The 25,952-nt window shown below is 37.3% G+C and carries 24 protein-coding genes and 1 pseudogene; 3 read left to right on the top strand and 22 right to left on the bottom strand.

Going from position 1 to position 25,952, the window contains the following annotated elements; all coding sequences use genetic code 11:
- Positions 1-192: 192 nt before the first annotated feature.
- From GZH82_RS04535 to GZH82_RS04500, 8 genes are all read right to left on the bottom strand, one after another.
- Complete coding sequence (locus GZH82_RS04535) at positions 193-777, bottom strand: DivIVA domain-containing protein (RefSeq protein ID WP_162681496.1); 585 nt, start codon at positions 775-777, stop codon at positions 193-195.
- Between the two features lie 23 nt (positions 778-800).
- The gene (locus GZH82_RS04530; RefSeq protein WP_162681495.1) at positions 801-1,571 is read right to left on the bottom strand and encodes a YlmH family RNA-binding protein; all 771 of its coding nucleotides are present in this window, start codon (positions 1,569-1,571) and stop codon (positions 801-803) included.
- A 284-nt stretch (positions 1,572-1,855) separates the two neighbouring features.
- A complete protein-coding gene (locus GZH82_RS04525) occupies positions 1,856-2,968 on the bottom strand; it encodes a Gfo/Idh/MocA family protein (protein WP_162681494.1) in 1,113 nt (370 codons plus the stop codon).
- An 18-nt stretch (positions 2,969-2,986) separates the two neighbouring features.
- Positions 2,987-5,035 carry a sialidase family protein gene (locus GZH82_RS04520; RefSeq protein WP_238989647.1) on the bottom strand — a complete coding sequence of 683 codons (2,049 nt, stop codon included), beginning with the start codon at positions 5,033-5,035 and terminating at the stop codon, positions 2,987-2,989.
- Between the two features lie 55 nt (positions 5,036-5,090).
- A complete protein-coding gene (locus tag GZH82_RS04515; protein ID WP_162681493.1) occupies positions 5,091-5,540 on the bottom strand; it encodes a NanQ anomerase/TabA/YiaL family protein in 450 nt (149 codons plus the stop codon).
- 19 nt (positions 5,541-5,559) lie between these two features.
- Positions 5,560-7,104, bottom strand: coding sequence for a sodium:solute symporter family protein (locus GZH82_RS04510; RefSeq protein ID WP_238989646.1), 1,545 nt, complete (start codon positions 7,102-7,104; stop codon positions 5,560-5,562).
- Between the two features lie 24 nt (positions 7,105-7,128).
- Positions 7,129-8,052 carry a dihydrodipicolinate synthase family protein gene (locus GZH82_RS04505; RefSeq protein WP_162681492.1) on the bottom strand — a complete coding sequence of 308 codons (924 nt, stop codon included), beginning with the start codon at positions 8,050-8,052 and terminating at the stop codon, positions 7,129-7,131.
- Positions 8,053-8,166: 114 nt separating this feature from the next.
- Positions 8,167-8,979: a MurR/RpiR family transcriptional regulator gene (locus tag GZH82_RS04500; RefSeq protein ID WP_162681491.1), complete on the bottom strand. Its 813-nt coding sequence runs from the start codon at positions 8,977-8,979 to the stop codon at positions 8,167-8,169.
- A gap of 357 nt (positions 8,980-9,336) precedes the next feature.
- Between GZH82_RS04500 and rbsU the strand changes: the two genes are divergently transcribed.
- Positions 9,337-10,218 (top strand): ribose/proton symporter RbsU, encoded by an 882-nt coding sequence (gene rbsU, locus GZH82_RS04495; protein WP_162681490.1) that lies wholly within the window; start codon positions 9,337-9,339, stop codon positions 10,216-10,218.
- 17 nt (positions 10,219-10,235) lie between these two features.
- Positions 10,236-10,639: pseudogene (rbsD, locus tag GZH82_RS04490) on the top strand (D-ribose pyranase).
- Between the two features lie 229 nt (positions 10,640-10,868).
- Here the strand turns inward: rbsD and GZH82_RS04485 are convergent.
- The 14 genes from GZH82_RS04485 to bshC all read right to left on the bottom strand — a co-directional run bounded on the left by GZH82_RS04485 (position 10,869) and on the right by bshC (position 25,308).
- Entirely contained in the window at positions 10,869-11,162 is a 294-nt protein-coding gene (locus tag GZH82_RS04485; RefSeq protein ID WP_014614173.1) for a YggT family protein, read from the bottom strand.
- A gap of 11 nt (positions 11,163-11,173) precedes the next feature.
- Positions 11,174-11,734, bottom strand: coding sequence for a cell division protein SepF (locus GZH82_RS04480; RefSeq protein WP_162681489.1), 561 nt, complete (start codon positions 11,732-11,734; stop codon positions 11,174-11,176).
- A 5-nt stretch (positions 11,735-11,739) separates the two neighbouring features.
- Complete coding sequence (locus GZH82_RS04475) at positions 11,740-12,414, bottom strand: YggS family pyridoxal phosphate-dependent enzyme (protein WP_162681488.1); 675 nt, start codon at positions 12,412-12,414, stop codon at positions 11,740-11,742.
- Positions 12,415-13,227: a peptidoglycan editing factor PgeF gene (pgeF, locus tag GZH82_RS04470; protein WP_162681487.1), complete on the bottom strand. Its 813-nt coding sequence runs from the start codon at positions 13,225-13,227 to the stop codon at positions 12,415-12,417.
- A 151-nt stretch (positions 13,228-13,378) separates the two neighbouring features.
- On the bottom strand, positions 13,379-14,551 hold the full coding sequence (gene ftsZ / locus GZH82_RS04465; protein ID WP_162681486.1) for a cell division protein FtsZ: 1,173 nt from the start codon (positions 14,549-14,551) through the stop codon (positions 13,379-13,381).
- A gap of 29 nt (positions 14,552-14,580) precedes the next feature.
- Positions 14,581-15,981 carry a cell division protein FtsA gene (gene ftsA / locus GZH82_RS04460; protein ID WP_162681485.1) on the bottom strand — a complete coding sequence of 467 codons (1,401 nt, stop codon included), beginning with the start codon at positions 15,979-15,981 and terminating at the stop codon, positions 14,581-14,583.
- 215 nt (positions 15,982-16,196) lie between these two features.
- Positions 16,197-17,087: a cell division protein FtsQ/DivIB gene (locus tag GZH82_RS04455; RefSeq protein ID WP_162681484.1), complete on the bottom strand. Its 891-nt coding sequence runs from the start codon at positions 17,085-17,087 to the stop codon at positions 16,197-16,199.
- A gap of 15 nt (positions 17,088-17,102) precedes the next feature.
- Positions 17,103-18,452, bottom strand: coding sequence for a UDP-N-acetylmuramoyl-L-alanine--D-glutamate ligase (murD, locus tag GZH82_RS04450; protein WP_162681483.1), 1,350 nt, complete (start codon positions 18,450-18,452; stop codon positions 17,103-17,105).
- On the bottom strand, positions 18,453-19,418 hold the full coding sequence (gene mraY / locus GZH82_RS04445; RefSeq protein ID WP_162681482.1) for a phospho-N-acetylmuramoyl-pentapeptide-transferase: 966 nt from the start codon (positions 19,416-19,418) through the stop codon (positions 18,453-18,455).
- 206 nt (positions 19,419-19,624) lie between these two features.
- A complete protein-coding gene (locus GZH82_RS04440; RefSeq protein ID WP_162681481.1) occupies positions 19,625-21,778 on the bottom strand; it encodes a penicillin-binding protein in 2,154 nt (717 codons plus the stop codon).
- Positions 21,759-22,145, bottom strand: a complete 387-nt coding sequence (gene ftsL, locus GZH82_RS04435) for a cell division protein FtsL (RefSeq protein ID WP_162681480.1) — start codon at positions 22,143-22,145, stop codon at positions 21,759-21,761. The genes GZH82_RS04440 and ftsL overlap by 20 nt, the downstream gene beginning before the upstream one ends.
- A gap of 18 nt (positions 22,146-22,163) precedes the next feature.
- Positions 22,164-23,099, bottom strand: coding sequence for a 16S rRNA (cytosine(1402)-N(4))-methyltransferase RsmH (gene rsmH / locus GZH82_RS04430; protein ID WP_162681479.1), 936 nt, complete (start codon positions 23,097-23,099; stop codon positions 22,164-22,166).
- A 17-nt stretch (positions 23,100-23,116) separates the two neighbouring features.
- Positions 23,117-23,548 carry a division/cell wall cluster transcriptional repressor MraZ gene (mraZ, locus tag GZH82_RS04425; protein WP_014614186.1) on the bottom strand — a complete coding sequence of 144 codons (432 nt, stop codon included), beginning with the start codon at positions 23,546-23,548 and terminating at the stop codon, positions 23,117-23,119.
- A gap of 146 nt (positions 23,549-23,694) precedes the next feature.
- Complete coding sequence (bshC, locus tag GZH82_RS04420; RefSeq protein WP_162681478.1) at positions 23,695-25,308, bottom strand: bacillithiol biosynthesis cysteine-adding enzyme BshC; 1,614 nt, start codon at positions 25,306-25,308, stop codon at positions 23,695-23,697.
- Positions 25,309-25,439: 131 nt separating this feature from the next.
- On the opposite strand from bshC, the gene GZH82_RS04415 reads away from it, so the two are divergent.
- Complete coding sequence (locus GZH82_RS04415) at positions 25,440-25,889, top strand: N-acetyltransferase (RefSeq protein ID WP_162681477.1); 450 nt, start codon at positions 25,440-25,442, stop codon at positions 25,887-25,889.
- Positions 25,890-25,952: the final 63 nt, after the last annotated feature.

Raw genomic sequence — 25,952 nt, 5'->3', positions numbered from 1 at the left:
CACTCCTTTAACTAAAAAAAGAACTCTAAGCTCAGATATTCAGGGACGGACGTGCCGCGGTACCACCCTGCTTAACTCAGCTTAGAGTTCTCTCATTGATTTTAATATGACACGGCGAATCAGTGATATAAAACAAGGTCATCTGTTAGGCTCTCACCGTCCCCTAACTCGCTGTATGGATGATTATCTCTTTTACTTGTCTGTTTCGTTTGATTGTTGGTTCGCTTGCTCAGCTTGTTGTTTTTCTTGTGCTGTAATGTCTTGTTCATTTAAATGTTGAAAGTTTTCTTCTGTCACTTGTTGTGAATCTAAATCATAATTCAACAAGTATTCCCAGTCATCACTTTTCAACAGGTCGAGCTGAGCTTCTACAAGCATTCTAAAACGTGAACGGAACACTTTAGATTGACGCTTCATATCTTCTGTTTGGAATGATAAACGACGTGCCTTTTCTAAACCGTCATTCACAATTTGACTCGCTTCTGCTTGTGCTTTTTGAATAATCGCATCTCGCTCTTTTTGTGCTGCTGCTTTTGTTTCATCGGCAGCACGTTGGGCACTGACAATCGCTTCACCAACTGATTTTTCAACATCTTTGAAGGATTGAATATGTGCATCACGTTCTTCTAACACTTTTTCTAATTGCTTTTTATCTTCTTTTAAACGCTCAATTTCATGGCTTAACTGTTCTAAATACTGTTCTACTTCTGTTGGTTCAAAGCCATTTTTAATACGTGTAAATGATTTGTTTTTAATCTCGCTAGGTGTAAAAGCCATTCCTTGCCCTCCTCCATCATACACTATTTAAATAAAGTTTGATAGGTGATTCTTAATTTATCTTTCTTAGTACGCTCGCCAATAGCAGTGATTTTAGCACGACCATAGCCTTGAATAGACAACAAATCGCCTGCTTCAAGTTGGAAATCCGCTGCCTCAATGAGCGTATGATTCACCTTGACGCGCTTACGTTGAATATGGGTCTTCGCAATTGTTCGTGACTTACGAATCATTTCCTTTAACACCACATCAAGTCGGGTTGCACTCACTGTTGCTTCATGCGTCTCCCAATACTCTTCTGATTGTATCATATCTTCAAACGGGATAACATTAAGTTTAATTGTTGCCCCTTTAATACGTGTTAATTCTAACATAATATATGATTCAAGTTGCTTTGTCAAAACAAATTGAATGCGTTCAGCTACGATAATATCACCGACTTGTTCACGTTCAATCCCTAGTGACATCAATGTGCCAAGTACATGTTGATGTTGAAGTGTGACAAACTTTACCGGATAATCGATTTCAATTAATGTTAATTCAAAGTCATCCCGCGTCGGTTCATAATAACTTGGCGCAATGACCGCACGACATCTCTCCGCGTCACGTCCCCCATCAAATGTGACGTGCAAATCGTTGAAACTGCCTACAATCACTTCCAACATATATTGTCCACGAGGATCTAAAAAATGCGTCAGTACAGGCGCATATTGTGTTTCAGCCTGGCGCACTTTATCTAATAAATAATCAATTTGTTCATACTCTTCAGGTCTAAAATGTTGATAAATATCCATGTATAAACTCCTTATTGGCTCAAACTTCAAAATAAAAGCAAGCATTCATTGGACGTCCTTCTCCACATTATCATTGAATAGCGAGATAATACGCAATACAAACACGATAACGCTTTCAGTATACACGCCTTTGAAAAAACTTTAAAGCACGACACGATAACAATGTTCACGCACAAATAGGAAAAGACTGAGACAGATATCATCCCAGCCTTTTCCCTTACGAATATAGCAAATGAGCATATTGACATGTAAAATTAATGGCGTGTCATGCTTTTTTCACATCATTATTTTGGAGCTACAATTTCTGAAAGTTTGACTTTGCGATCTTCTTTCAGTGATAACGTACACGCATCAGCTGTCGCAATCGATTCAAGCGCTGCCACACCATTCGTTAACTTCACATAAGATTCATCTATTGCACCACCCTGTAATATACGGTGCAAATAAGCCATTTCTTTATCAATACACGTTTGTAGCCATTGTGGCGTTCTCACACCGGGTTTACCATATGCGATTGCACCATCCATACCTCGTCCTGTGTAAATGGCTGTCCGTTCGTGATCTTCTTGTTGTGTTTCATGAATGAGGAAATGAGACTCGCCTTCACCTTTCACACGTAATGTTCCACCTGTATGATAGAGGTCTAATTTGATGGCACCTAATGTCCCTTCAATCAAAACATAATGCTCGCCCCAACGAAACGCATTGCCATATTCTAAAACTGCATAACGTTGATCTTCGTATTCTAAATTGATGAGTAACATATCATCTTCATCACCAAACTGTTCCCCTTGATGATACACATTGCCACCCACCATTGTTACTTTTTCGGGTAGACCGCCCATAATAAATTGAATGCAATCCAGTTCATGAATGTGATGATACAGATGACCACCAGACTGATCGCGTAATTTTTTCCATGAGACAGTCGGCTGCGACTCTTCCCAACCAGTACGTGCAGCGTGACAATACAAAACTTCTCCAATTTTACCTTCATTTATCAAGTTCTTTGCATGATGAACCCCATTAAAGAAGTTCATAATATGTCCTGCCATAAATGTAACGTTATGTTCTTTACATGCATCAACCATAGCTTTACAATCTTCAAAATTTAATGCAATTGGTTTTTCACAAAAAACATGTTTGCCATGTTCAGCAGCCTTGACAACAGGTTCACGATGTAAATAGCTCGGTGATGCTACAATGACACAGTCCACATCTTTCCTACTAACTAGCGCATTTAGACTATCGGAAACTTCTGCATTTAATTCATTTGCGACTGCTTCTGCATTATGTGGATCAAAAACTGCAGTAACCTTTGCATCATCTATATTATTAATAGATCTTGCTAAATCCGCCCCAAAATATCCTGTGCCAACAATACCATATCTAATCATTATTTTTTCACTTTCTTTCTAATTATTTTTCAAATCTTCAATTTTATAACTGACGTATGGAACTACATTTTTAATATGCAATTCATTTCTTGACCAAGAGTCGAATTTTTCATACATCAATCCTACATCATGATTAGGCAGTTCTGTTAACGTTGAGTATGAAAAGCCGTATTTACTATAGTCGACATCATGGTGATAGCGCCACTCTATCTTGTTATTTTCTCCTATTAAACCAATCCAAATTTGACCATTTCTTCTACCTTTTTTTGAATTTGGTGTACTAAGAATTACGGCGTTTTTACCATCTATTTTCTGACTATAATTAATAATAGATAGTTCTGTTCCGTAATTAGGATTAGAAATAAAATCTAAATACTCCGGATCACTCCAATTATTACCCGCATCTTTACTAGTAATGAATGCAATTTTCCCATTATTCGTTCTCATATAAGCTTGTAAAACACCTGGTTTCAATTCTATTAATTGTGCCTCTGCTGACCAGTTAGAAGGAAGAGGAATAACTTTAGTATTCCAAGTTCTTCCATTATCATCACTATAGATGAACACAGAATCCTTACCAGTATAAGAAGGAATTAGAATCCTCCCCTTACTATGCTCTACAATTCCTCGACCAGGCCCTAAATATGGAAAATTATGTTTTTCCCCAAGTAATGGTGGAATAAGTGTAGGTTTAGACCAAGTTGTTCCAAAGTTATCGCTAACAGAATAGGCTATAAAATTGGTAGGTTCTACTTTGAATATAGCGTCTTTATAAAAAACATTCATATCAACAAACTTACCATTTTTAAATTCAGTCTTTTGTCCATTCATAACTTTTGCTGAATATTGCTCTACCTTTAATTTTTCATTGTTTTTACTTATTGCAAAGTTTTTATCTAAAGCATACTCAGTAGGTTTATTCGTTCTATCATCATAAATTATTCCATTTTCACGAACTGAATATTGATACTCATTTTCTCCACTTTTTTTCAATTTAAGATAGTATTTTCCGTTAATCTTTTTAAATCCTGAATCATTTCTTACAGCATCCCTAAAACTAACCGCTGCAGGCATAACATCAGCAAAAAGCATAACCTGTTTATTGCTTTTTTCCAATAAAACCGAATCTATATATATCGCACCGCCACTAATTTGCCAATCACGTTTATCCGGATCACGAGGCCACTCCATAGATACAGATGCAAAATCATCAAAAGATAAAGTAAGCTTTGGTTTAGTCCATGTGTTACCATCATCATCACTATAACTTGTTGCAATATTAATTTTATTCAAAAAGTCATGAGTACCGCCGTAGCGTGCGTCAATACTTGATAAAACTCTACCATTACTCAATGTATATAAAGATGGTATTCTAAAATAATTTGAGTGCGTTTCATCATCTGCTTGATAAACCAACCGTTGAGTGATGTCATTTTTTGTCATGCTTTTTATTGTATTTTCATCTAGTGCATTACTGAAGATTTTAATATTTTCAATTGTACCGTTAAATCCAAAACTATTTTTTCCTTCTCTATTCACTCCACCAATTACAAATGTGTCTAACCCCTTGATATCTGAAAACTGTAAAAAATGATTTATCTGCTTTTCTTCTATTTTATACCCATTAGAAAATAAAGAATAAGTTTTGTTATGATGATTTGATACAAATGCAACTGTATTTGTTGCCGGTTTATTTTTGTATTTCCCCCATACAGAAGCAGGTCTTGATACCAAATGATTTGTTTTTGTATAAGAGTCACGCGCTTCCATACCTAGTTCTCCATTTTCTCTTACATACATATCTAAATAACTATTTTGATTACCTTTTTTTGAATTCGAAATACCAAATAAAGCTTGAATCCCATCAGTGTTCAATTGATGATATTTGATAATCACTGTAAAATCAGGTCCAGTTAATTTATTTAAGACACTAGATGTTACATTCATACCATTACCTGTTAACTGAATATTATCTCTTTCGAAAACTAGCGCATTTGATCCATTTTCATTTTCCTGTCCGATAACTTGAGCGAAAGCATTTGGAGTAACGAGTCCAATTATTAACAATAACGACAGTATATAAATACATAGTTTGAATGCTTTAATAATATTTTCCTCCTCTTTAGTTCAAAACTTTAATGACAAGTTTTTTGACAGTTTGATCGTTATTGCTTATTTTCGGTTGATGCAAATCTTCTTCAAATGTAATCAACACATTCGACGGTGTCATATCCACTAATTGATATTGTTCACCTTTAAATAACGCAAAATCATCCGCCTCATCATAAGCTGCCGTCTGTTCAACAAATTGTGGTGAGGTTACCGCAATTTTTTCCGTATTTTCAAGCACTAAATGAATATCGATGTACTTTTGATGATTTTCAAATTGTTGTCCTGGAACACCATCTGCCACATAGGACATACAATTCGCAAACACATTGTCGCCATCAATCTCCACTTTGCCGAGTTCAAGCTTTGTCAAATCCGTATTCTGAAGAAAATCAACTACTTTACTAAAATGAGGATTCACTGCAATATATCTTTTCAAATCTTCGCGTTCTGCAACAATCATTCCGAACACCTCTCCTTAATTAATGACGTTTTTCCCAACTCTTATCAGCAAGAATTTCTGGGATATCATGAATCGTTGTAAATTGTGGTGCTGATGCTTTATTTCCAGTTAATAATGACACAACGTAGCCCACCACTAAAGACACACTGATTGAAATGAATGAATATGCCCAGTAGTTCACCGCTTCTGGAGGTAACACGTATTTAATGCACACCATCACAATTGTCGCAACAATTAATGCCGCATAAGCCCCTTGTTTATTCGCTTTTTTAGTGACAAATCCTAAAATGAAAATACCACCAAGTAAACCAAGTACGAGACCCATAAAGCCGTTAAACCATTCGTATGCTGATTTAATATCAGAATGTGCCATCACGATCGCAACGACAATTGAGAAAATACCGACAAGTAACGATACGATTTGAGCAATTCGTGTACGCACTTTATCAGACATTTCTTTCGCTACAACTTCTTGAATATCTAAAGTCCATGATGTCGCAACTGAGTTTAAACCTGTCGAAATTGTTGACTGTGCTGCTGCATAAATCGCGGCTAAAATAATGCCTGTCACCCCAACCGGTAACTGATATGCGATAAAGTAAATAAAAATTTGGTCACGCGGAATCGCTTTTGTTGCTTCACTCACATTTTGAAGTTGATAAAACACATATAAGCCTGTTCCAATTAAATAGAATACTGTTGCTACACCTAATGATAGGACACCATTTGTAAACAACATTTTATTTAACTTTTTAATATTTTGTGTCGTTGTAAAACGTTGTACTAAGTCTTGAGAAGAGGCATAAGATGAGAAAATGGTTAAACCAGAACCGAAAATAATTAAGAAAATCGAGCCTGATAAAATGTTCGGATCAAACCATTTTTCTGTTGGTGCAATAAACTTTCCGTGAGCCAATTGTTCTGCAATCGCGCCCATACCACCATCGATATCTTTAATCAATACGAACAATGCGATCAATGCCCCACCAGATAAGATGACACCTTGAATAAAGTCCGTCCAAAGTACAGATTTCAAACCACCTGTATAAGAGTAAACAATCGCGATTACACCCATTAAAATAATTAAAATATTAATATCGATGCCTGTTAATTTCGCTAAACCTACTGATGGTAAATACATGATAATCGACATACGACCGAGTTGATACACGATAAACAGTAAAGCGGAAATGACACGTAACGATTTCGCTTCGAAACGGCGTTCAAGATAATCGTAAGCTGTATCAATGTCCATACGTGCAAAGATTGGCAATACATATTTAATCGCTAATGGAATCGCAATGACCATCCCTAATTGCGCAAACCATAAAATCCAACTGCCTGCATAAGAGTTCCCTGCAAGCCCTAAAAACGAAATCGGACTTAACATCGTCGCAAAAATTGATACTGACGTGACATACCAAGGGACCGACCCATCCCCTTTAAAGAATTCTTTCCCTGACATTTCTTTTTTCGAGAAGTAGAGCCCCGCTACTAAAACAGCGAGTAAGTAAACAATTAACACCAATAAATCAACTAAAGTAAAACCAGTTGTCTTCATCATCAACACTCCTTTATTATGCGTTCACTAAGACACGAGAAATTGTTTTCTTGTCGCAACAATCATGTCAGCTGTTTGTTGTGCAATAACTTTATCTTCCTCTGTCAATGGTTCTAACGGTGCACGTACTGATCCTAAATCTACATTTTCGTTGATTCTGAGCACCTCTTTCGCGACTGCGTACATATTGCCATGTCCAGATACTAATTTTGAAATGATGTCATTAATAGCAAACTGAAGTGCTTGTGCTTGCGCCATATCTAGATCAATAATGAGTTGGTTCAATTTCACAAACAAGTCTGGCATCACACCATATGTACCACCAATGCCTGCTTGCGCTCCCATCGTTCGACCACCGACAAATTGTTCATCTGGACCGTTGAATACGATATAGTCTTCACCCGCTGCCGCCGCAAATGTTTGAATATCTTGTACAGGCATAGAAGAGTTTTTCACACCAATCACACGTGGGTTTTTACGCATCGCCGCATACAACTTATTCGTCAACGCGACACCCGCTAATTGTGGAATATTGTATATCACAAAATCGGTATTCGGTGCCGCTTCACTGATCGTATTCCAATATTTTTCGATTGAATATTCTGGTAATTTAAAGTAAATCGGTGGAATGGCCGCAATCGCATCGACACCCAATTGTTCAGAATGTGCTGCTAAAATCGTACTCTCTTTTGTGTTGTTACAAGCAACATGGTTAATCACTGTTATTTTACCTTTCGCGACATCCATCACTGCCTCAATAATCTGTTTACGCTCTTCAGTAGTTAAGTAAATACATTCCCCAGAAGAACCATTCACATAAAGTCCTTTTACGCCTTTATCAATCAAATATTGCACTTGTTGGCGTACACGTTCTTGACTAACTTCTCCTTTTTCGTCGTAGCATGCGTAAAATGCCGGAATAATGCCTTGATATCGACTTAAATCTCTCATATTCATTCTCCTCTTCTCAATCATTGATGCAAAACTCATTGCATTATTTATATCATTATTGTGCAACGCTTATAAAACGGTGTGAATTCCCTTTTTTGGACAATATGTACGAGATTACGGCTCTTCTTTATCTATAATAGTTTGATCGTAATACATCCGTCTATGAGGGTCCTCCAAATAGTAGGAAAACAAACAATCTGTCATGAGTAATATTGGAAATTGTGGTGAAATTATATTTCCGTATGCTAAATTTTTGTTCGCAGCCAAAAGTAATATTTCATCACACATTAACTCATGCTCTGTAAAATTTTTTGTCGTCATAAGTACTGTGCTAGCACCCCTCTTGTGAGCTGATGCCAATGCAGTAAGTACCGCCTCCGTTTTGCCTGAAATTGAAGCACCAATCACGAGACATGACGTATCTACTAATAAATTATTCCATACGAACATGTCATTATCTTCAATCACTTCACAAATTATACCGAGTCTCATAAATCTCATTTTCATTTCTTTTAATGCCAGTGCCGAACTTCCCTTCCCATAAAGATACACACGTTCAGCTTGATTAATCATCTCTTTAATACGTTCTAACTGACTTTCATTGAGAATAGAATAATTTTTACGGAGCATCTCTTCATAATCAAACAGAACTTTTTGTGTTAAGTCTTTGTATGCAAGAATATCCTCTTTTTCACGCATCATTTCTCTATAATGGAACAAAAATTCTCTAAAACCCGTGAAGCCACACTTTTTCGCAAATCGTGTTAATGTTGCTTTAGACACATGCAGTTGGTGGCTAAACATCTCAGACGATAAATCCTCGACAGTAACTTGTTTCAGAAAAAAATGTGCTACCTCTTTTTCTGTCGTTGTCATATTTTCAAGATTTGATTCAATCATAGGAACAAGTACTTTATAAAATCTCATTGTTCACACCTCGCTATTGTAAGCGTTTACACAAATAATTGTATGCGGTTATGTTCTATTTTTCAAGCAATACTATGAATTTAGAAACAAGTTTCAAAGAGGAGACAATATCGCTTAGAAACCACTCTTTAGATTGACTTTTGGTTCATCTTTAACACGTTAATTCATTGTACCATCCTAACCCCTCTGCTTTACTGATCTGTGTGACAAGTTTGTTTCAATTTTTTAATTTCCCAAATAATAGTTTTAAATTTTAGTAAATGTTAGTTTATATATTGATATAGAAATGGTATATTTTAAAACGTGAACTTGTTAATGAAAGACAAAATATTTAATAGAAATAGAGGAGTGTAAATAATGAACATGGTCGCACTATTAATTGGTTTAGGACCGCTCATTGGTTGGGGTCTTTTTCCTACAATTGCATCAAAAATTGGAGGTAAACCAGTCAATCAGATCATCGGCGCTACTGTTGGGACACTGATTTTCGCGATTGCATTTTTTATGTTTTCAGGGCGTCAATTTCCAACAGGGATGGATTTATTTTTCGCTTTGCTATCAGGAGCCGGTTGGTGTTTTGGCCAAATTATGACTTTCAAAGCGTTTGAATATATCGGTTCTTCTCGTGCAATGCCTATCACAACGGCTTTCCAATTACTCGGTGCATCACTTTGGGGTGTATTCGCATTAGGTAACTGGCCAAGTCTTACAAATAAACTGATTGGTTTTGCAGCTTTAGTCGTAATTTTAATTGGGGCATGGATGACTGTTTGGAGTGAAGATGCGCAAGAAACAAAAAGTAGTCACTTGAGAAAAGCAGTCATTATCCTATTAATCGGTGAATTTGGATATTGGCTCTACTCTGCTGCACCACAAGCGACTGACATTGGTGGTGAAGTTGCATTTTTACCACAAGCCATTGGAATGGTACTTGCTGCCGTCATTTACGGGTTAATGACAATAAAAAAAGATAATCCATTCAACAAGAAAGTCACTTGGTTACAAATCATTTCAGGTTTCTTCTTTGCTTTTGCGGCATTGACATATTTAATCTCAGCGCAACCTGATATGAATGGTTTAGCAACAGGTTTCATCTTATCTCAAACTTCAGTTGTTTTAGCTACATTAACAGGAATTTATTTCTTAAATCAGCGCAAAACTTCAAAAGAAATGTTTATCACAATCATGGGTTTAATTTTGATTTTAGCAGCAGCAACAGTAACTGTATTTATTAGATAATAGACAGGGTGAAGAGAATGAAAAAAGCAGCTTTACTTAACAGCCACGTTTCTCAAGTCATTGCAACAATGGAGCATTTCTAATTATTGACCGTCAATGATGCAGGGATACCTATTTCTAACGATGAAAGAAGAATCGATTTAGCTGTAACCAAAGAATTGCCGCTCTTTATCGATGTATTAGCAACAGTGTTAGAAGAATTAAAAATCCAAAAAACTATCTAGCAGAAGAAATTAAAACACATAACCCGACACAATTGAAACAAATCAAAGCATTGATTGATCAAGATGTTGATATTGCGTTTATTCCGCACTCAGAAATGACAGCATATTTGAGACAACCATTGAATAAAGGTAATATCCGCACAGGTAAAATCACCCCGTTTTCTAATATTATTTTAGAATCCAACGTGACATTTTAAATCAATCTTAAAAAACCCTTCCAACGCGTTCGTTATGATTGCGTGATGGAGGGGCTTTTTTGTAGTGTGATGTTGCTACTGTTGATCTGATGCACTTAAATTTGCACCCTACTTATACCTCGTTAAATTAAAATCGAACGTACATTTCTTAACACCACCACACATAAAAAAATAGACTGTTCAAACACGCCATCACAACGTCTGAACAGTCTATTAATCATACTGTATTTTATGAATAGATTTGATGCAAAATAAGATTAAAAATGGCTACAAGTCCACGTTCAAACAAATTGAGCACTAAAAAGGCTACAATCGGTGAAATATCAACCAGACCTAATGGCGGAATGATACGTCGAAATGGTTCTAAAAATGGCTCATAAATTTTTGACATCCATCGTCCAACTGCGCTTTCTCTTGCACCTGGTAACCACGACATAAAAATATAAATAATCATTCCAAATGTGTAAGCTTTAACAATGAATAATAGAAATTCAAGGATGGATGTTAATAACTCGATGTTCATAGCATACTCCCTTATTTATAATGATTTTCCATAGATTCGATATGATCGGTAATACTACCCGCAACCTCAACATTGTCAGGTGTACATAAGAAAATATCTGCACCGACACGTTGAATATCGCCGCCAATCGCATAAACGGTACCGCTTAAAAAGTCGATAATACGTTTTGCAGAAACTTGATCAATACGTTGAAGGTTCACAAGTGTGGCACGACGATTTTTCAATTCATCCGCAATATCTTGTGTATCAGAAAATACACGTGGTTCAAATAAACACATTTTAGAACTGCCATTTTGATAAGTATCTTGTGTTGGGCTCATGTTCACCACATTCCCTTGCTCTTGTTTTTGGGCAACTTGCAACTGTTTATCATTTTGAGAAGATTTTGAACGTGTAGCTTGACGTTTCGGTACGGATTGGACTGCTCTTGGACGCTCAGATTGTTGTTTGTTCGCTTGTTGTTGCGTCTGCTGTTGTTCACGTTCACGACGGCGTTCTTCTTCTTGAATGAAATCTTCATCTTCATCTTCTTCAATTGTGAAAAAATTGTTGAACAAATCTTTTATAGCCAATGGATTCACTCCTCTTTTCCTACAAGACGCGTTCCAATTCTAACAAATGTGGCACCCTTTTTCGTGGCAATATGATAATCATTACTCATGCCCATCGAAAGTTCTGTACAAGGTGCATATGTAAGGTTCAATGATTGGACTTCATCGCGTTTATTTTTAAGTTTTTCAAAAATGTCTTCTAATTCAGCTTCATTATCTGTGTATGGTGCCATCGTCATCAGACCTACAACACGAATACGGTCATAGTCCGCTAACATTTCAATGAAGGGGATGACCTCTTCTAAAGCAATGCCATGTTTAGATGCTTCACCTGAAACGTTCACTTGGACAAAACATTTGATTTCATGTTCTGCACGTTTACTAATTTCTTTGGCCAAACTTTGACGGTCTAATGCATGTAAATAGTCAATGTCATTAATAACTTCTTTCACTTTACGTGACTGCAAAGAGCCAATAAAATGCATGTGAACATCGTCTGGTAAAGCTGCTTTCTTCTCTAAAAAGCCTTCGATGCGGTTTTCACCAAAATGACGAATGCCTGCTTCATAAGCTTCTTTTGCTCGGTTTATTGTAACATATTTTGTGACAGCAATCACGCGAGGTCTTGTTGGGTCTTCACGAAAAGTCACATTTTCAGTAATGGTTTGCTCTATTTCTTCTAAGTTTGTCTTCACTGACATTTAATCATCTCCACTTTCATTCAATGATTGAGAAATAAATGCTAACATTCTTCCCGTATGACCTTTTTCTAAACGATACGAGAAAAATAAATCCAATTCTTCAGAAGTTGTATATTCTGTACGATAAATATGGTCACGTGGCACGCCGTATTGTTCTAACAATAATTGGTTCGCATATTTCAAATCAATACCATGACGGTCTTTGCCACGCGTCTCTATATATGCTGCACTATCAATAGGCAGTCGTTGAAATTGCTTGAAAATATCATCATTGATTTCATAACTATCGGATGTTGCCGGACCAATAACCACGTATAAGTCGTTGTAATCATAAGTAAATTGATCTAACACACGATGGACAATGGTTGCGACAGTCCCCCGCCAACCTGCATGTGCTAAAGCAATAAAGTGATGAGAAGGGCTATAAAAGTAAATCGGCACACAGTCTGCATAACACATCGTCAACATCGTATCATCATCGTATGTGAACATCGCATCAATACCATAAAGTGTGTCTTTCGCAAGCGCATCGATATTTTTGCCACGATCTGCTTGAGTCACTTCCACGACATGGGCTTCGTGCGTCTGTATTGGAAAGACCCATTGTGCTCTCGGAATACCGATTTCTTGTGCCAATACTTCCTGATGATGGGTAATATTTTCCGGCTGATCATCAATATATCTTGCCATGTTGAATGCTTCAGTTGGATACGCACTCACACCATCACCTCTCGTCGTGATGCCGATTTGAACACCTTGTGCTAAACTCGGCTGATAAGACAAATGATGTGCCTTTTTCGTAAATAATTCCATCTTAACCCCTCCTTTTTCTTTTATCTATTAAAAACTGCTAGGACATTGATGAAGTGACAATTGTCCTAGCAGTTCATGACATCCTATGTAAGATAAATATCACACTTTATCCTGTTGATAGGTGTACTTTATATTTCAACATATCACACGATTAACGACGTGTTCTTCTTGAGCGTCTTTCTTCTCTGTTACGAATAAAGCTTGGAATATCGTCGTCCGCTGTAGTATGGCTACGTCCACTTTCAACTTCTTTATCTTGTGTTGAAGCTTGACCTGTATGCCCACCACCGAAGCTAGATTCTTTTGAGCTTGTTGGCGCAGCACTTGTACCAAAGCCAGAGTGACCTTGTTTACGTGCTTGTGATGAAGGTTTATCTTCAAAACCTGTTGCGATGACAGTGACAACAATTTCATCTTGTAATTCTGGGTTGATCACTGTACCAAAGATCATGTTCACATCTTCATCTGCAGCATCTTGTACGATGTCAGCAGCTTCTTGTGCTTCGAATAAAGATAATGATTCGCCACCAGTAATGTTCATTAACACACCTTGTGCACCTACGATTGATGTTTCAAGTAAAGGAGAAGAAATGGCTTTTTTAGCCGCTTCAACTGCACGGTTTTCACCAGATGATACACCGATACCCATTAATGCAGAACCTTGGTTTGACATGATTGTTTTAACGTCAGCAAAGTCGAGGTTCACTTCACCAGATACTGCAATTAAATCAGAAATACCTTGTACACCTTGACGTAATACGTTGTCAGCTTCTTTAAATGCTTCCATCATTGGTGTAGATTTGTCTACAATGTCTAACAAGCGATCGTTAGGAATGACAATTAAAGTATCAACAGCGGCTTTCATTGCTTCAACACCCGCAGCAGCTTGTGTTTGACGTTTACGACCTTCGAAACTGAATGGACGTGTCACAACACCCACTGTTAAAGCGCCCATTTCTTTAGCGATTTTGGCTACAACAGGTGCTGCACCTGTACCAGTACCGCCACCCATACCAGCAGTAACGAATACCATGTCTGCACCTTGGATCGCATCTTCAATTTGTTCACGTGATTCTTCTGCAGCTTTTTTACCAATTTCAGGGTTCGCACCTGCACCTAATCCACGTGTTAACTTTTCACCAATTTGGATTTTAGATTCTGCTTTAGATAAGTTTAAAGCTTGTCCGTCTGTGTTAATTGCAATAAATTCAACATTGTTCATACCGTGGTCAATCATTCGGTTAACAGCATTATTACCGCCACCACCGACACCGATGACTTTAAGTGTCGCTAAATGATTAAATCCTTGTTCAAATTCTAACATTTAAATTTCCTCCTAATCTTTGTAGCCAATCAATCAAACAGTGATTTCATAATCTTCTTGAACTTACTTTCTTCTTGTTTAGGTTCTCCGTCTTCATGTCCATCAATGTCTTCATATACCTCTTCCGAAGTATCATCGTCGACAAATTCAGAATTTGCCGTGTCTTGTGATTGTTGTTTTTTTGGTTTTTTCTTGAAGAATGACTCAAAACCACTTGATTTATGTTCTTGTCGTTTTGAATCGCTTTCAATAATTTCTTCTTCAATTTCTTCATTATCATGATTACTAATTGTAACATAATCCAATAGCTCATCGAAAGCAATACTACTAGAAATTGTGGAAATTGCTGAAGAAAATTCTGGTTTTCTTACTCCCATTTGTGAAGGTGTATGAATGCGTACTTTCTCATTCACCATATCGAGAAGTAATTCTTTCACGCCAAGTAAGTTAGCGGAACCCCCTGTCACTACAAATCCACCATTGACTTTCGTTAAACCTAACTCTTGTAAAACATCGAATACTTTAATGAGAATGTCTTCAACACGTGCTTCAATGACATCGCTCAGCTCTTTTTGAGTAAATTGTGCAGGTTCATCAGAGTCAAGTTGGTTTACAGTAAACACATCTTGGTCTGAAGCTGAATCATAAAATGCATGTCCGTATTGTTGCTTAATCTTTTCTGCTGTATCATATGTAGTATTTAAAAATTGTGCAATATCTTCTGTGATGTGACGCCCTGCCATAAAGACTACATCCGCATCGACTAGCTCTCCACGTTCATAAAACGCAATCTGAGTTAAATCTTCACCAATATCAATAACACAGGCGCCGAGTTCTCTTTCAGTCGCAGTAAATACTGAACGGTAATTCAATGCATCAGAATAAACGTCTAACACATCCACACCACAAGCTTCTACACATTTAATCATATTAATTAAAATCGATTGATTAATCGCAATGACGCCTGCATCCACTTGTAAGGAGTGACGCGCGACAAGTTCTTTTGGATCTGAAACTTCATTGTTGTCATCCACAATAAAGCGAATAGGAAATGTATCAATGACTTCCGTTTCAGGTTCCGTATTTTTTTCGCGAATCCCTTCAAGCACCTCTTCAATATGTGTGCCGTTAATTTCTGTATCTTGATGAAATTCGATTTTATTTGTTTCATCAAAAACTTCAGTACTAATAATTGGTAGTTTTAAAAATACTTCTTTAATATCCACACTTGAAGCGATTGAAGCTTTCTTTATCGTATCTTTAATGGCCTGTTTAGCAAGGTCAAAATCATCAATCAAGCCATTCTTGATTCCATTTGTATAGGTCTGCCCTGTACCTATCACATTAATTCCGTTATGAAATTTTTCACCAACAATCGCTTTCACGCTTGATGAGCCGATATCTACACTAACATAATAATGCTCTTCCATAGATAGGCACCTCCTGACATTTCTTTACATAATTAAGCTATTTTAAGTTTACAATAACACACTATCAATGTGAACTATAAACACAGTGGAATTTCAACTTTTTATCACATTTATATATTAATGTAATCTTTTTGTAATGCGCAATCATCTATTTGCAAGGAAGATGGAGGCTCAAAATCATTATCATATCAAAATATTTTTGAGTCTCACCCTTGCTATTCCGATGATTCTTCATCTTTAATCTTGTTCAAAGCCTTCTGTAAATCATCTTTAGCTTTGTCTTCACTCGCTGTACCACTTTGGACTTCTTTGGCGCTCGCCGAACTTGTTTGTCCATTGTTCACATTATCATAAGGAATAAATGTCGCACCGACTGATAGATCTATAAAGCCCGATTTTTTTAATTTGCCTGTTTCATCTTTTTCTAACGCTTGTGACATACTTGGATAATACTTCAACTTTTCAGCAATGGTATTCGTATTCCCAACGACTTCAATCCCATCACGCATGAAAAGTTTAATTAAATGCGGCTGATCTTTTTGTGGTGCACTCACAATTTCTGAAATTTGTGCACGTGTCGTTCGACCCATTTTTTGTAAAGCATCCACGAGATGACGTTTTTCTGCTCCTTTAAACCCTTCAATGTAAGGTGCTTCATTCGGTACTTCCTGTTTATAATCTTTTAACACTTTGCCATTTTCAATCATAGGAACCACGCGTGACTTTTCTGTCGTTATTGCGATGATATCATGTTCTTTCACGTTGACTTCAATCGGATTGAACAGTCCTTTTTCAATCGTCACTTCATCAATCAATTCGTTCTTTTTCAAACGCGCCTCAGCATCATCAGAACTATAAGCGTAAATGCGTGGATGGTTTTGAATATCAAGCTCTTTCAAAATATCTTGCTTAGACACGTAATGGTTCCCTTTAATGTCAGCACTTTTAATGTGACTGATAGGTGTAAACATATAAACCAGGATCAATAAAACAATCACAACGAGTATCCCGACAATAATACGTTGAACACGACGTTGCTGGATACGCTGTTTTTTTCTCTTTTCTTTTAAATATTCGTTATTAATCTTGGGTATTTCTTTTGTCATCAATCGTCACATCCTTTAATGTGATGGCAAATGTGCTCTGAAAGCTTCAATAAAACGTTCTCCACGTTGTTCAAAGGTGTCATATTGATCCCAACTTGCACAAGCAGGCGATAATAATACGACATCATTCGGTTCGATGACATCTTGGACTTTAGCCACTGCATCTGTCACATCGTTCGCTCGAATCACATACTTTCCTTGACTCTCACCTAGCTTCACAAATTTATCTTGTGTTTCACCAAATGTCACCATAACGCGCACATTGATCATATAAGGAATCAGCTCATCAAAACCATTCCCACGGTCTAAACCACCGCACAACCAGATGACAGGTTGCTTAAATGAACTTAACGCAAATTGTGTCGCCAATGTGTTCGTTGCTTTAGAATCATTGTAGTATTTATTCGTTTTGTTATTGCCGATATATTGCAGACGATGTGCAATGCCTGAAAACGTAGACAATGATTGGACGATGGCACTAATGGACACACCTGCTAAAATCGCCGCTATGACCGCTGCTAAAATGTTTTCTAAATTGTGTTCACCCGGTAGCACGATATCATCTAAATGAATGATACGTACGCCGTTATATACGATATACTCTTTTTCAACATAAATACCGTCTACGCGATGTTGCGTTGAAAAGTACAAAATTTTAGCGCGAATTTTTGATGTATCTATGAGATGTCTTTGTTTATCATTAAAAATTAAATAGTCGCTTTCAGTTTGATTTTCGAAAATACGCCTTTTCGCATTTTGATAGTTTTCAAGATTTTCATGGTAATCTAAATGCGCTGAATAAAGATTCGTAATGATCGCGATGTACGGACGATAATGTTCAATACCGAGCAATTGGAACGAAGACAGTTCCGTAACTAAATATTCATCTGCCTTCACTTCTTGTGCGACTTTTGATGCGACGAAACCAATATTTCCCGACAAACGCCCATTTTCACGGCTTTTGTTAAACATGTCACCGATTAATGACGTCACTGTGGTTTTACCATTTGTTCCAGTAATCCCTATAATCGGTGCTTCAGAAATTAAATAACTTAATTCTACTTCTGTTAAAATTTTCAGCCCTTGTTTTTGTGCTTCTTGAATAATAGGCACTGTGTATGGAATGCCTGGATTTTTGAAAATAATAGGTGCTTCATCTAATAACGCTAGCGGGTGTGCACCACTGACGACATTAATGCCCAAGTCCTCTAAATCTTTCGCGTGGGCATCGTTAGATAAATCATTGCCGTCGTTCACCGTCACCTCAGCGCCTAAACGATGTAATAATTTCGCTGCTTCATAGCCACTTTTTGCCATGCCGATAACGAGTACTTTTTTACCTCTAAGCCCTGTATAATGTATCAATTAATTCACTCCCATCCATAAACCGATTAAACCGGTAATTAATCCTACTGACCAGAATACAGTGACAACTTTCCATTCACTCCAACCGACTAATTCAAAATGATGATGTAATGGACTCATCTTAAAGACACGCTTTCCTGTTAACTTGAACGATGTCACTTGAATCATCACTGACAATGTTTCTAAGACGAAAACGAGGCCGATGAATAACAATGATATTTCTTGGTTTAACATAATTGAAATTGTCGCGAAAATACCACCAAGCGCTAAACTTCCTGTATCCCCCATGAACACTTTCGCTGGGTTAATATTGTATGGAAGAAAGCCGGCTAAAGCTGCGACCATAATGATACAAAATACGCCAATTGCTGGTTGTTCGAGCGCAAAACTCATAATGGCATACATCGTAAAACCAATAATAGATAATCCTGTCGCTAATCCATCAAGACCGTCTGTTAAATTAACTGCATTTGAAAAACCAACTTGCCAGAAAACGATAAAAATCACATAGGCAAATGATAACGGAATACTCACATCTGTAAACGGAATGTGAATATCTGTGGAGAAATCAACTGCGTTAAAACCTTTAGCGACAATAAAGAAAATGACTGCGATTGCGATTTGTGCTAAAAATTTCTGCTTACTTGTGAGCCCTTGGTTATTTTTCTTCACTACAATAATATAGTCATCAATAAAGCCAATAAAACCAAAACCAATTGTGACAAAGAGCAGTAACAGCAATGGACTTGCTGGTTCTACAAAAATACTTGCGATTATCGTTGTAACAATTGCACCAATTAAAAATGTTAATCCACCCATCGTTGGTGTACCTGTTTTTTTCATATGGCTTTGTGGACCTTCTTCACGAATGCTCTGACCAAATTTCATCCTTTTTAATGTTGGAATCAAAATCGGTACTAAAACTGCTGTAATAACAAATGCGATAATTGCGCTAATCAATCCCATAATATTCTCCTTATCTTCTCTTCTTTTGGTCACATTCTTATTCATTCTGCACATGACGCTATCACTTCACCGAGCGTATTTGCATACATCGACTGAAGTGATAGTTTCTATGGCAGTTCATTTCAATTTACACAGCGTCATAAACATAAACGTGCTGTGATAATGTCAATTCAAGCCCTTCGTACAGCTTTTGTTTATCACGTTGCTCATTCTGTTTTTTGGGAATCCAATGTTACTTCAAGTTTAGTGTTTTTATCTATCGCTGACTGTGGTGGTTTCGATTGCGACTTCACAAAACCACTGCCTTTGACATCTATTTTGATATCTGTCAATGATTGGAAAGCCACAATATCATCTCTTGTCCATCCTGTCATATCCGGCATTGTTAGATCACCTTCAGTTAACAAGAGGACATTACTGTTCGGCAATAATTGTCCGTTTGATGACGGCGATTGACTGACGACTTTTTTACCGTTACCGATGACAATTGGGTTCAGCTTTTTACCTTTGATGTCATCTTCAGCACGTTGTACACTACGATTTTGAACATCTGGAACATTGCTGATTTTCGTTTTACTGTCATCTACTTCATTATCGCCGACATTTAAATATTGTAAAGTGTTTTTCATAATCGGATTAAATGCTTTGCTGACACCCAATTCGTATGCTTCTTGATCGTTCTTTTGCGCTAAGCTCATACCTGCATAGACGACAACACGTGGGTTTTTACTTGGCGCATGACCCATAAAGCTTACAAAGTATGGATTAGGTCCTTTCACGTAGCCCCCATTTTCAGGATCAGCCACCTGTGCTGTACCTGTTTTACCACCAATGCGGTAACCGTCGACACGATAGTTTTTTGCATGGCTATCTTCACTGTTCACTACTTCATCCAATTGTTTGTTCACTTTCTTCGCTGTATCATTTTTAATCGGTTTGCCCGTAACTTCGCGTTCACCTTCATAATACGTGTTTTTAGTCACAGGATTCACAATGGATTGAACAAAGTATGGGCGTAACATTTCACCTTTATTGAAAAATGCCGATTGGGCTTGCAACATTTGTGCCGGCGTAACTGTTGTCGATTGACCGAACGCAGATGTCTTTTGCATCAATTCATTTTCCCAAGCAATATTACCGGATTGTTCACCATCAAACAAACTTCCCGTTGACTTGCCAAAACCGAATTTTTCATACCAAGATTTCATTTTGTCTGCTCCGACAAGATCTTGAAGGCGCATCATCAAGGTGTTAGATGAATACGTAAAGCCGAGACTCATATCAATTTCGCCCCAACCTTTTTTATTCCAGTCATAAATACGTGAACCTTGAATATCTCTGTAACCCGATTGATATTTACGGTCTGGTTTAAATTCTCCTTCTTGAATCGCAGCAGCCAAACCAAAACTTTTGAATGTCGAACCTGGTTCATACGTATTTTGGTATAAATCATTCGCCCATTTTTTACCGAAGTCTTCCCCTGTATCTGGATTGAAGGTTGGACGTTGACTATAAGCTAAAATTTCACCTGTTTTCGCATCCATGACAACCGCGAAGATGTCTTTTGGTTCATAATGCTCAACCATTTTATCTAATGCCTCTTCAACAAAGACTTGAATGTTAGAATCAATCGTTAAATGCACGTCGTCTCCACGTTGCGGTGCGACTTCATTTTTCGAATTCGGAATAATATAACCCCAAATATCTTTCGTAAATGATGTATGGCCGGCTTTACCTGTGAGATAACTGTCGAAAATCTTTTCAACCCCTAAAGCCCCTTTTAACTTACCGGTATCAGGATCTTTTTGTGCCATCCCAATCAAGTGTGAGGCAAACTTCCCATTCGGATAAAAACGCTTCACTTCTGGATAAAGTGTAATACCAGGTAAATTTGCTTTTTCAATTTTCTCTTTATCTTGATATGTAAGATTTTGACCTGATCTGCCGAACTCAACTTGGAACGCCTTTTTCGTGTTGAGACGCTTTTCGATGTCCTTTTCAGGCATATCGATAATTTTAGCGAGAACTTTAGCTGTTTTTTTCTTATCAACGACGTGACGCGGTTTGTCCGAATCTTTACTTGCTTGTGGATCTATGACTGCTGCCAAACGGAAACGGTCCACATCTTCTGCCAAAACTTTGCCATTACGATCGTAAATCTTACCCCGTTCAGCATCTTCATCTAAATGAGATAAATATTTTTCATTTGCTTTGGCGATTAAGTCTTCCCCTGACGAATGTCCTGTCAACATCACATAGCCATATCTTAAAATCAAAAGAAAAAAGAGCAGCCCGAAAACACCCATCAGGAGGACTGCTCCTAGCTTATTTTTTTTAATTTTAATTTTTCGTTTCGCCATCTTTACGCACTACCTTTACATTGTCGTTCTTCAAGCTCATCCCTTGATCTTCAGCCTTTTTATAAATGCGTTTGTACGATGAATTTTCCATTGTTTCAGACTTTAATGCGCTATTTTGACTTGTTTGCTTTTCGATTTTTTGATCTAGATCTGCAATTTTCCCTCTCGTATCATACGCATCCATTTTTAAAGATAGCATATAGATACTGATTACAGCAATAATCGTAACTAGCGTTATGTATAACATCTTTTCAAACCGTGTTAACTTGACGACAACTTGCTTTTTGATGGTTTGTTTTTGCGTCGATTGCTTTTTCTGTGGTTCGACTTGCGGTTGATAGGTATCATATATTCTTTCTACAGCCATAGTCTCTTTTTCGCCCCTCTATTTTAATATTTCGGCTACTCGAAGTTTTGCACTTCTCGCACGATGATTGTCTTCTAAGTCTGTCGCATCCGCTACGATCGGTTTTCGGTTCACACGTTTCAATTTAGGTGTGTACGCTTCTGGAAGTACTGGTAATCCTCTCGGGACATCTGGCCCTTTTTCATACTCTTGAAACATTTGCTTACATAAACGATCTTCTAATGAATGGAACGTGATGACAGAAATACGTCCGTTCACTTTCACATGGTTAATCGCTTGTTCTAATGAATCTTCAAATGCAGCAAGTTCATCATTCACTGCAATACGAATCGCTTGAAATACGCGTTTCGCAGGATGACCACCTTTACGTCGTGCCTTTGCTGGAATTCCTTCCTTAATACACTCCACTAAATCAAAAGTGGTTTCAATCGGTTGTTGCTGTCGTCTTGCTTCAATTTTTCGTGCGATTTGTTTCGAAAATTTTTCTTCCCCATATCGAAAAAAAGTCTTCACGAGTGCTTCATAAGACCACGTATTGACAACTTCGTAAGCGGAAAGAGGTTGCGTTTGATCCATTCTCATGTCTAGCTTGGCATTATGTTGGTAACTAAACCCTCGTTCTGGTACATCAAGTTGAGGGCTTGAAACTCCTAAGTCGTATAAAATGCCATCCACTTTGTCTATGTTTAATTCAGCTAATATATTGGCCAAATTTCTAAAGTTGTTATGTACAAACGTGACTTTATGTAAATCTTGTTGCAATTTTTCTTTAGCATGATTGATTGCCGTCGTATCTTGATCAATCGCAATCAATCGACCTTCATCCGATAATTGATTCAGAAGATATTGCGAATGCCCCGCGCCACCTAACGTGCAATCAACATAGACGCCATTTTCTTTAATATTCAGTTGGTCTACAGTTTCTTTTAATAACACGCTAATGTGATGAAACACCGCGAACCCTCCATTTTTTAAAAATCAAAATCAATTAAGTCTTCTGCAATCTCTTCAAAGCTTTCTTCAGATTCATCATAAAAATCATTCCAAGTGTTGCGGTCCCAAATCTCAATTCGATTTGATACACCAATCACCGTACATTCTTTGTCAAGATGTGCATACTCTCTTAATTTAGCTGGGATGTTAATTCTCCCTTGTTTATCGATTTCCACTTCGATAGCACCTGAGAAGAACATGCGCACAAACTTACGTGCATCACGTTTAGTTAAAGGTAAGGATTTCATTTTCTCCTCAATTGTTTGCCATTCTTCAAGTGTGTAACCAAATAAACATTTATCAAGGCCTCTTGTGAGAATAAAACGTTCATTTAAGTCATAACGAAATTTTGATGGAACTATCATACGGCCTTTAGCATCGAGTTTATTTTCGTATTCACCCATGAACATTCTATTATCACCTCACCTTTATTCTAATTTACCACATCTCACCACTATGCTCCACTAATTCTGTAAAAATCTCCAATATTTATCAAAATAGACACAAAAAAAGAACCCTTCTCACATTAAGAAGAGCTCTCAAACCATTGATATTATCACGTTTTAATGACATATTGATTAAAAGTGTAACGAAGTGGAGGGAAAGTGGAGGATGTGTACATCTCTATCCCAAATTCATTCAATAACTGGAGTGGGTTCCAGATACGTTCTTGTAATCCCCCCATTGGATGCAATGTTTGTGACAACAAATGGAAATGACGCATACTAATTTCATTTTCACGCTCAATATTTTTAAGGTAACGTGCTTGTAAATACTCATATTGATGGGTTTGAATTTGATGATTCTTTTTCAGTAACTTGCGCTGGTCTTCCGTATCATTTAACTGCGCTTGTAAACGCTCATAAAAGGCATGTTGCTGGTCGAGCATCTGTTGCATTTCCGCAAGCACCTCATCAGAAGCTTGTGCGCGTACAAAACGTTGGCGTGCAGCTTCCGTCCCATTCGCAATTATATCTGCTAAATCAAGATGATATGACGCTAACAACTTTTCGATTTTAGGAGTCACATAAGTGAAACGTAAGCGCGGCAATACAATCGGCATTTCAATATCCATTTCATGAAAGACTGTTTGCAACTCTGCCCAGTATTTAATTTCACTCGGTCCACCGATAAATGCGACAGTGTTCAACAACCATTCTTCAGTTAGCGGACGCGTGACCACATTATTAGAAAAAAGTGCCGGTGTCGCTTCAATTTTTTCTAATAACTCTGCCTGACTGAACGTGACATCCGATTTACTTAAACGATAGACGCCATCTTCATACTTTAATAACTGACGTTGTCCATCTTCATGCATAAACAAGTGGACATTCGTATCTGTTTGAATCATTGATGTTAATCCAGCAGCGCCTGTACGTTGTTGCTGTGATCGAAAAGCGTTGTCAATCTGCTCGTGATGTTGAATGATTTGTTTGAACAACGGCACTTCTAATTCACGTAACGCTTCATATTGGGCATCAATCAATAATAAGCCTGATTGACTAAAACATTCATGCACGATTTGTTTGAATAATGATGTCCAATTATCTGATTGTTCGATAAAATGAGCAATTTGTTGATACAATGCTTTCGAATGCGATGTTTCAGGTAACGCTGCAAAATAATCAGTCAATGCTTGTTTCAATGCCTCTTTATCAGGGGCGTAACGTGACACATTGGATTCTGGTGGTGTCATCGTATGATATTTCACTTTTTGCAATGTCCCTGTTCGTTGTTGCATGACATACGTATGATTGACTTCATCAAAGTCGTGGTCCTCACCAGCAATCCAAAAGAGTGGAACGACAGGCGTATCATATGTAGATTCTAGCTCATTTGCCTTAACAATGATTGAAATAATTTTATGGAAAGTATAAAGCGGTCCAGTAAATAAACCCGCTTGTTGACCTCCTACGACGACTTTCGCTCCATTTTCTAAAGCATCTAGTGCACGTTGTTGGGCTTCAGAAAGGTTTAAATCCGCCATATATGCGCGCACAACTTTCGCCATTTCATGTTCTCTACCATTATTAGGTTGTTGCATACGGCGTGCATAGCTTTCCTCTTCAATCGGATCATAATCAAAAAATTGCAATATATCTTCATCTTGTTGTTTTAAACGATTAATAAATTGATCCGACTCATTGACTGTAATATTTAAACAATCCATGCTCATTTCTCCTTAAACAGTATTCCATAACAGTATAAAGGTTACACTCTCACATGACAATCTAACGGCTTGCTTCAAAATTTAAAATAAATAAGCTATAATTAAATTAATAAAGACAAGGGGGTAATCACATGACAAAAGTTGAACACCTTGACATTAACTACAAAACAGAGAAACTTTTTGAAGACTTTCGTCAAAATTTTGGCAACAAAGATTTATACATGGTGAATGAACTGCACGGTGAGATGATTGACGCAAGTTCTGAATCACCATTTTACGGTATTTATGTGGGGGAAAAAATTGGCGCACGTATGGCACTTTATCGTAAAGGTGAAGTAGAAGAAACATTTTTCCCAAACTTTGACGATTATCTCGTCGTTTGGAAACTCGAAGTCCTTAAAAAATATCAAGGTAAAGGTTACGGTTCTGCATTAGTGGCATATGCAAAATCATTCGACCTCCCTATCAAAGCCATTGCGAGAAATGAATCTAAAGACTTCTTTATTAAAAATGGTTTTAAAGATTTAGAAGCAAAAAACGATGATGGTCACGATATCCTCGTTTGGGAACCGCAACAATAACTTTTAAAGTTGATAGCAGTGTACTATTATACTTGATTGAAACACCTGACATCATGACACCTC

This window comes from Staphylococcus sp. MI 10-1553 (genome assembly GCF_010365305.1).
Lineage (GTDB): Bacteria > Bacillota > Bacilli > Staphylococcales > Staphylococcaceae > Staphylococcus.
The sequence above is the reverse complement of the archived record's forward strand: the minus strand, read 5'-3'. Positions and strand labels throughout refer to the sequence as shown.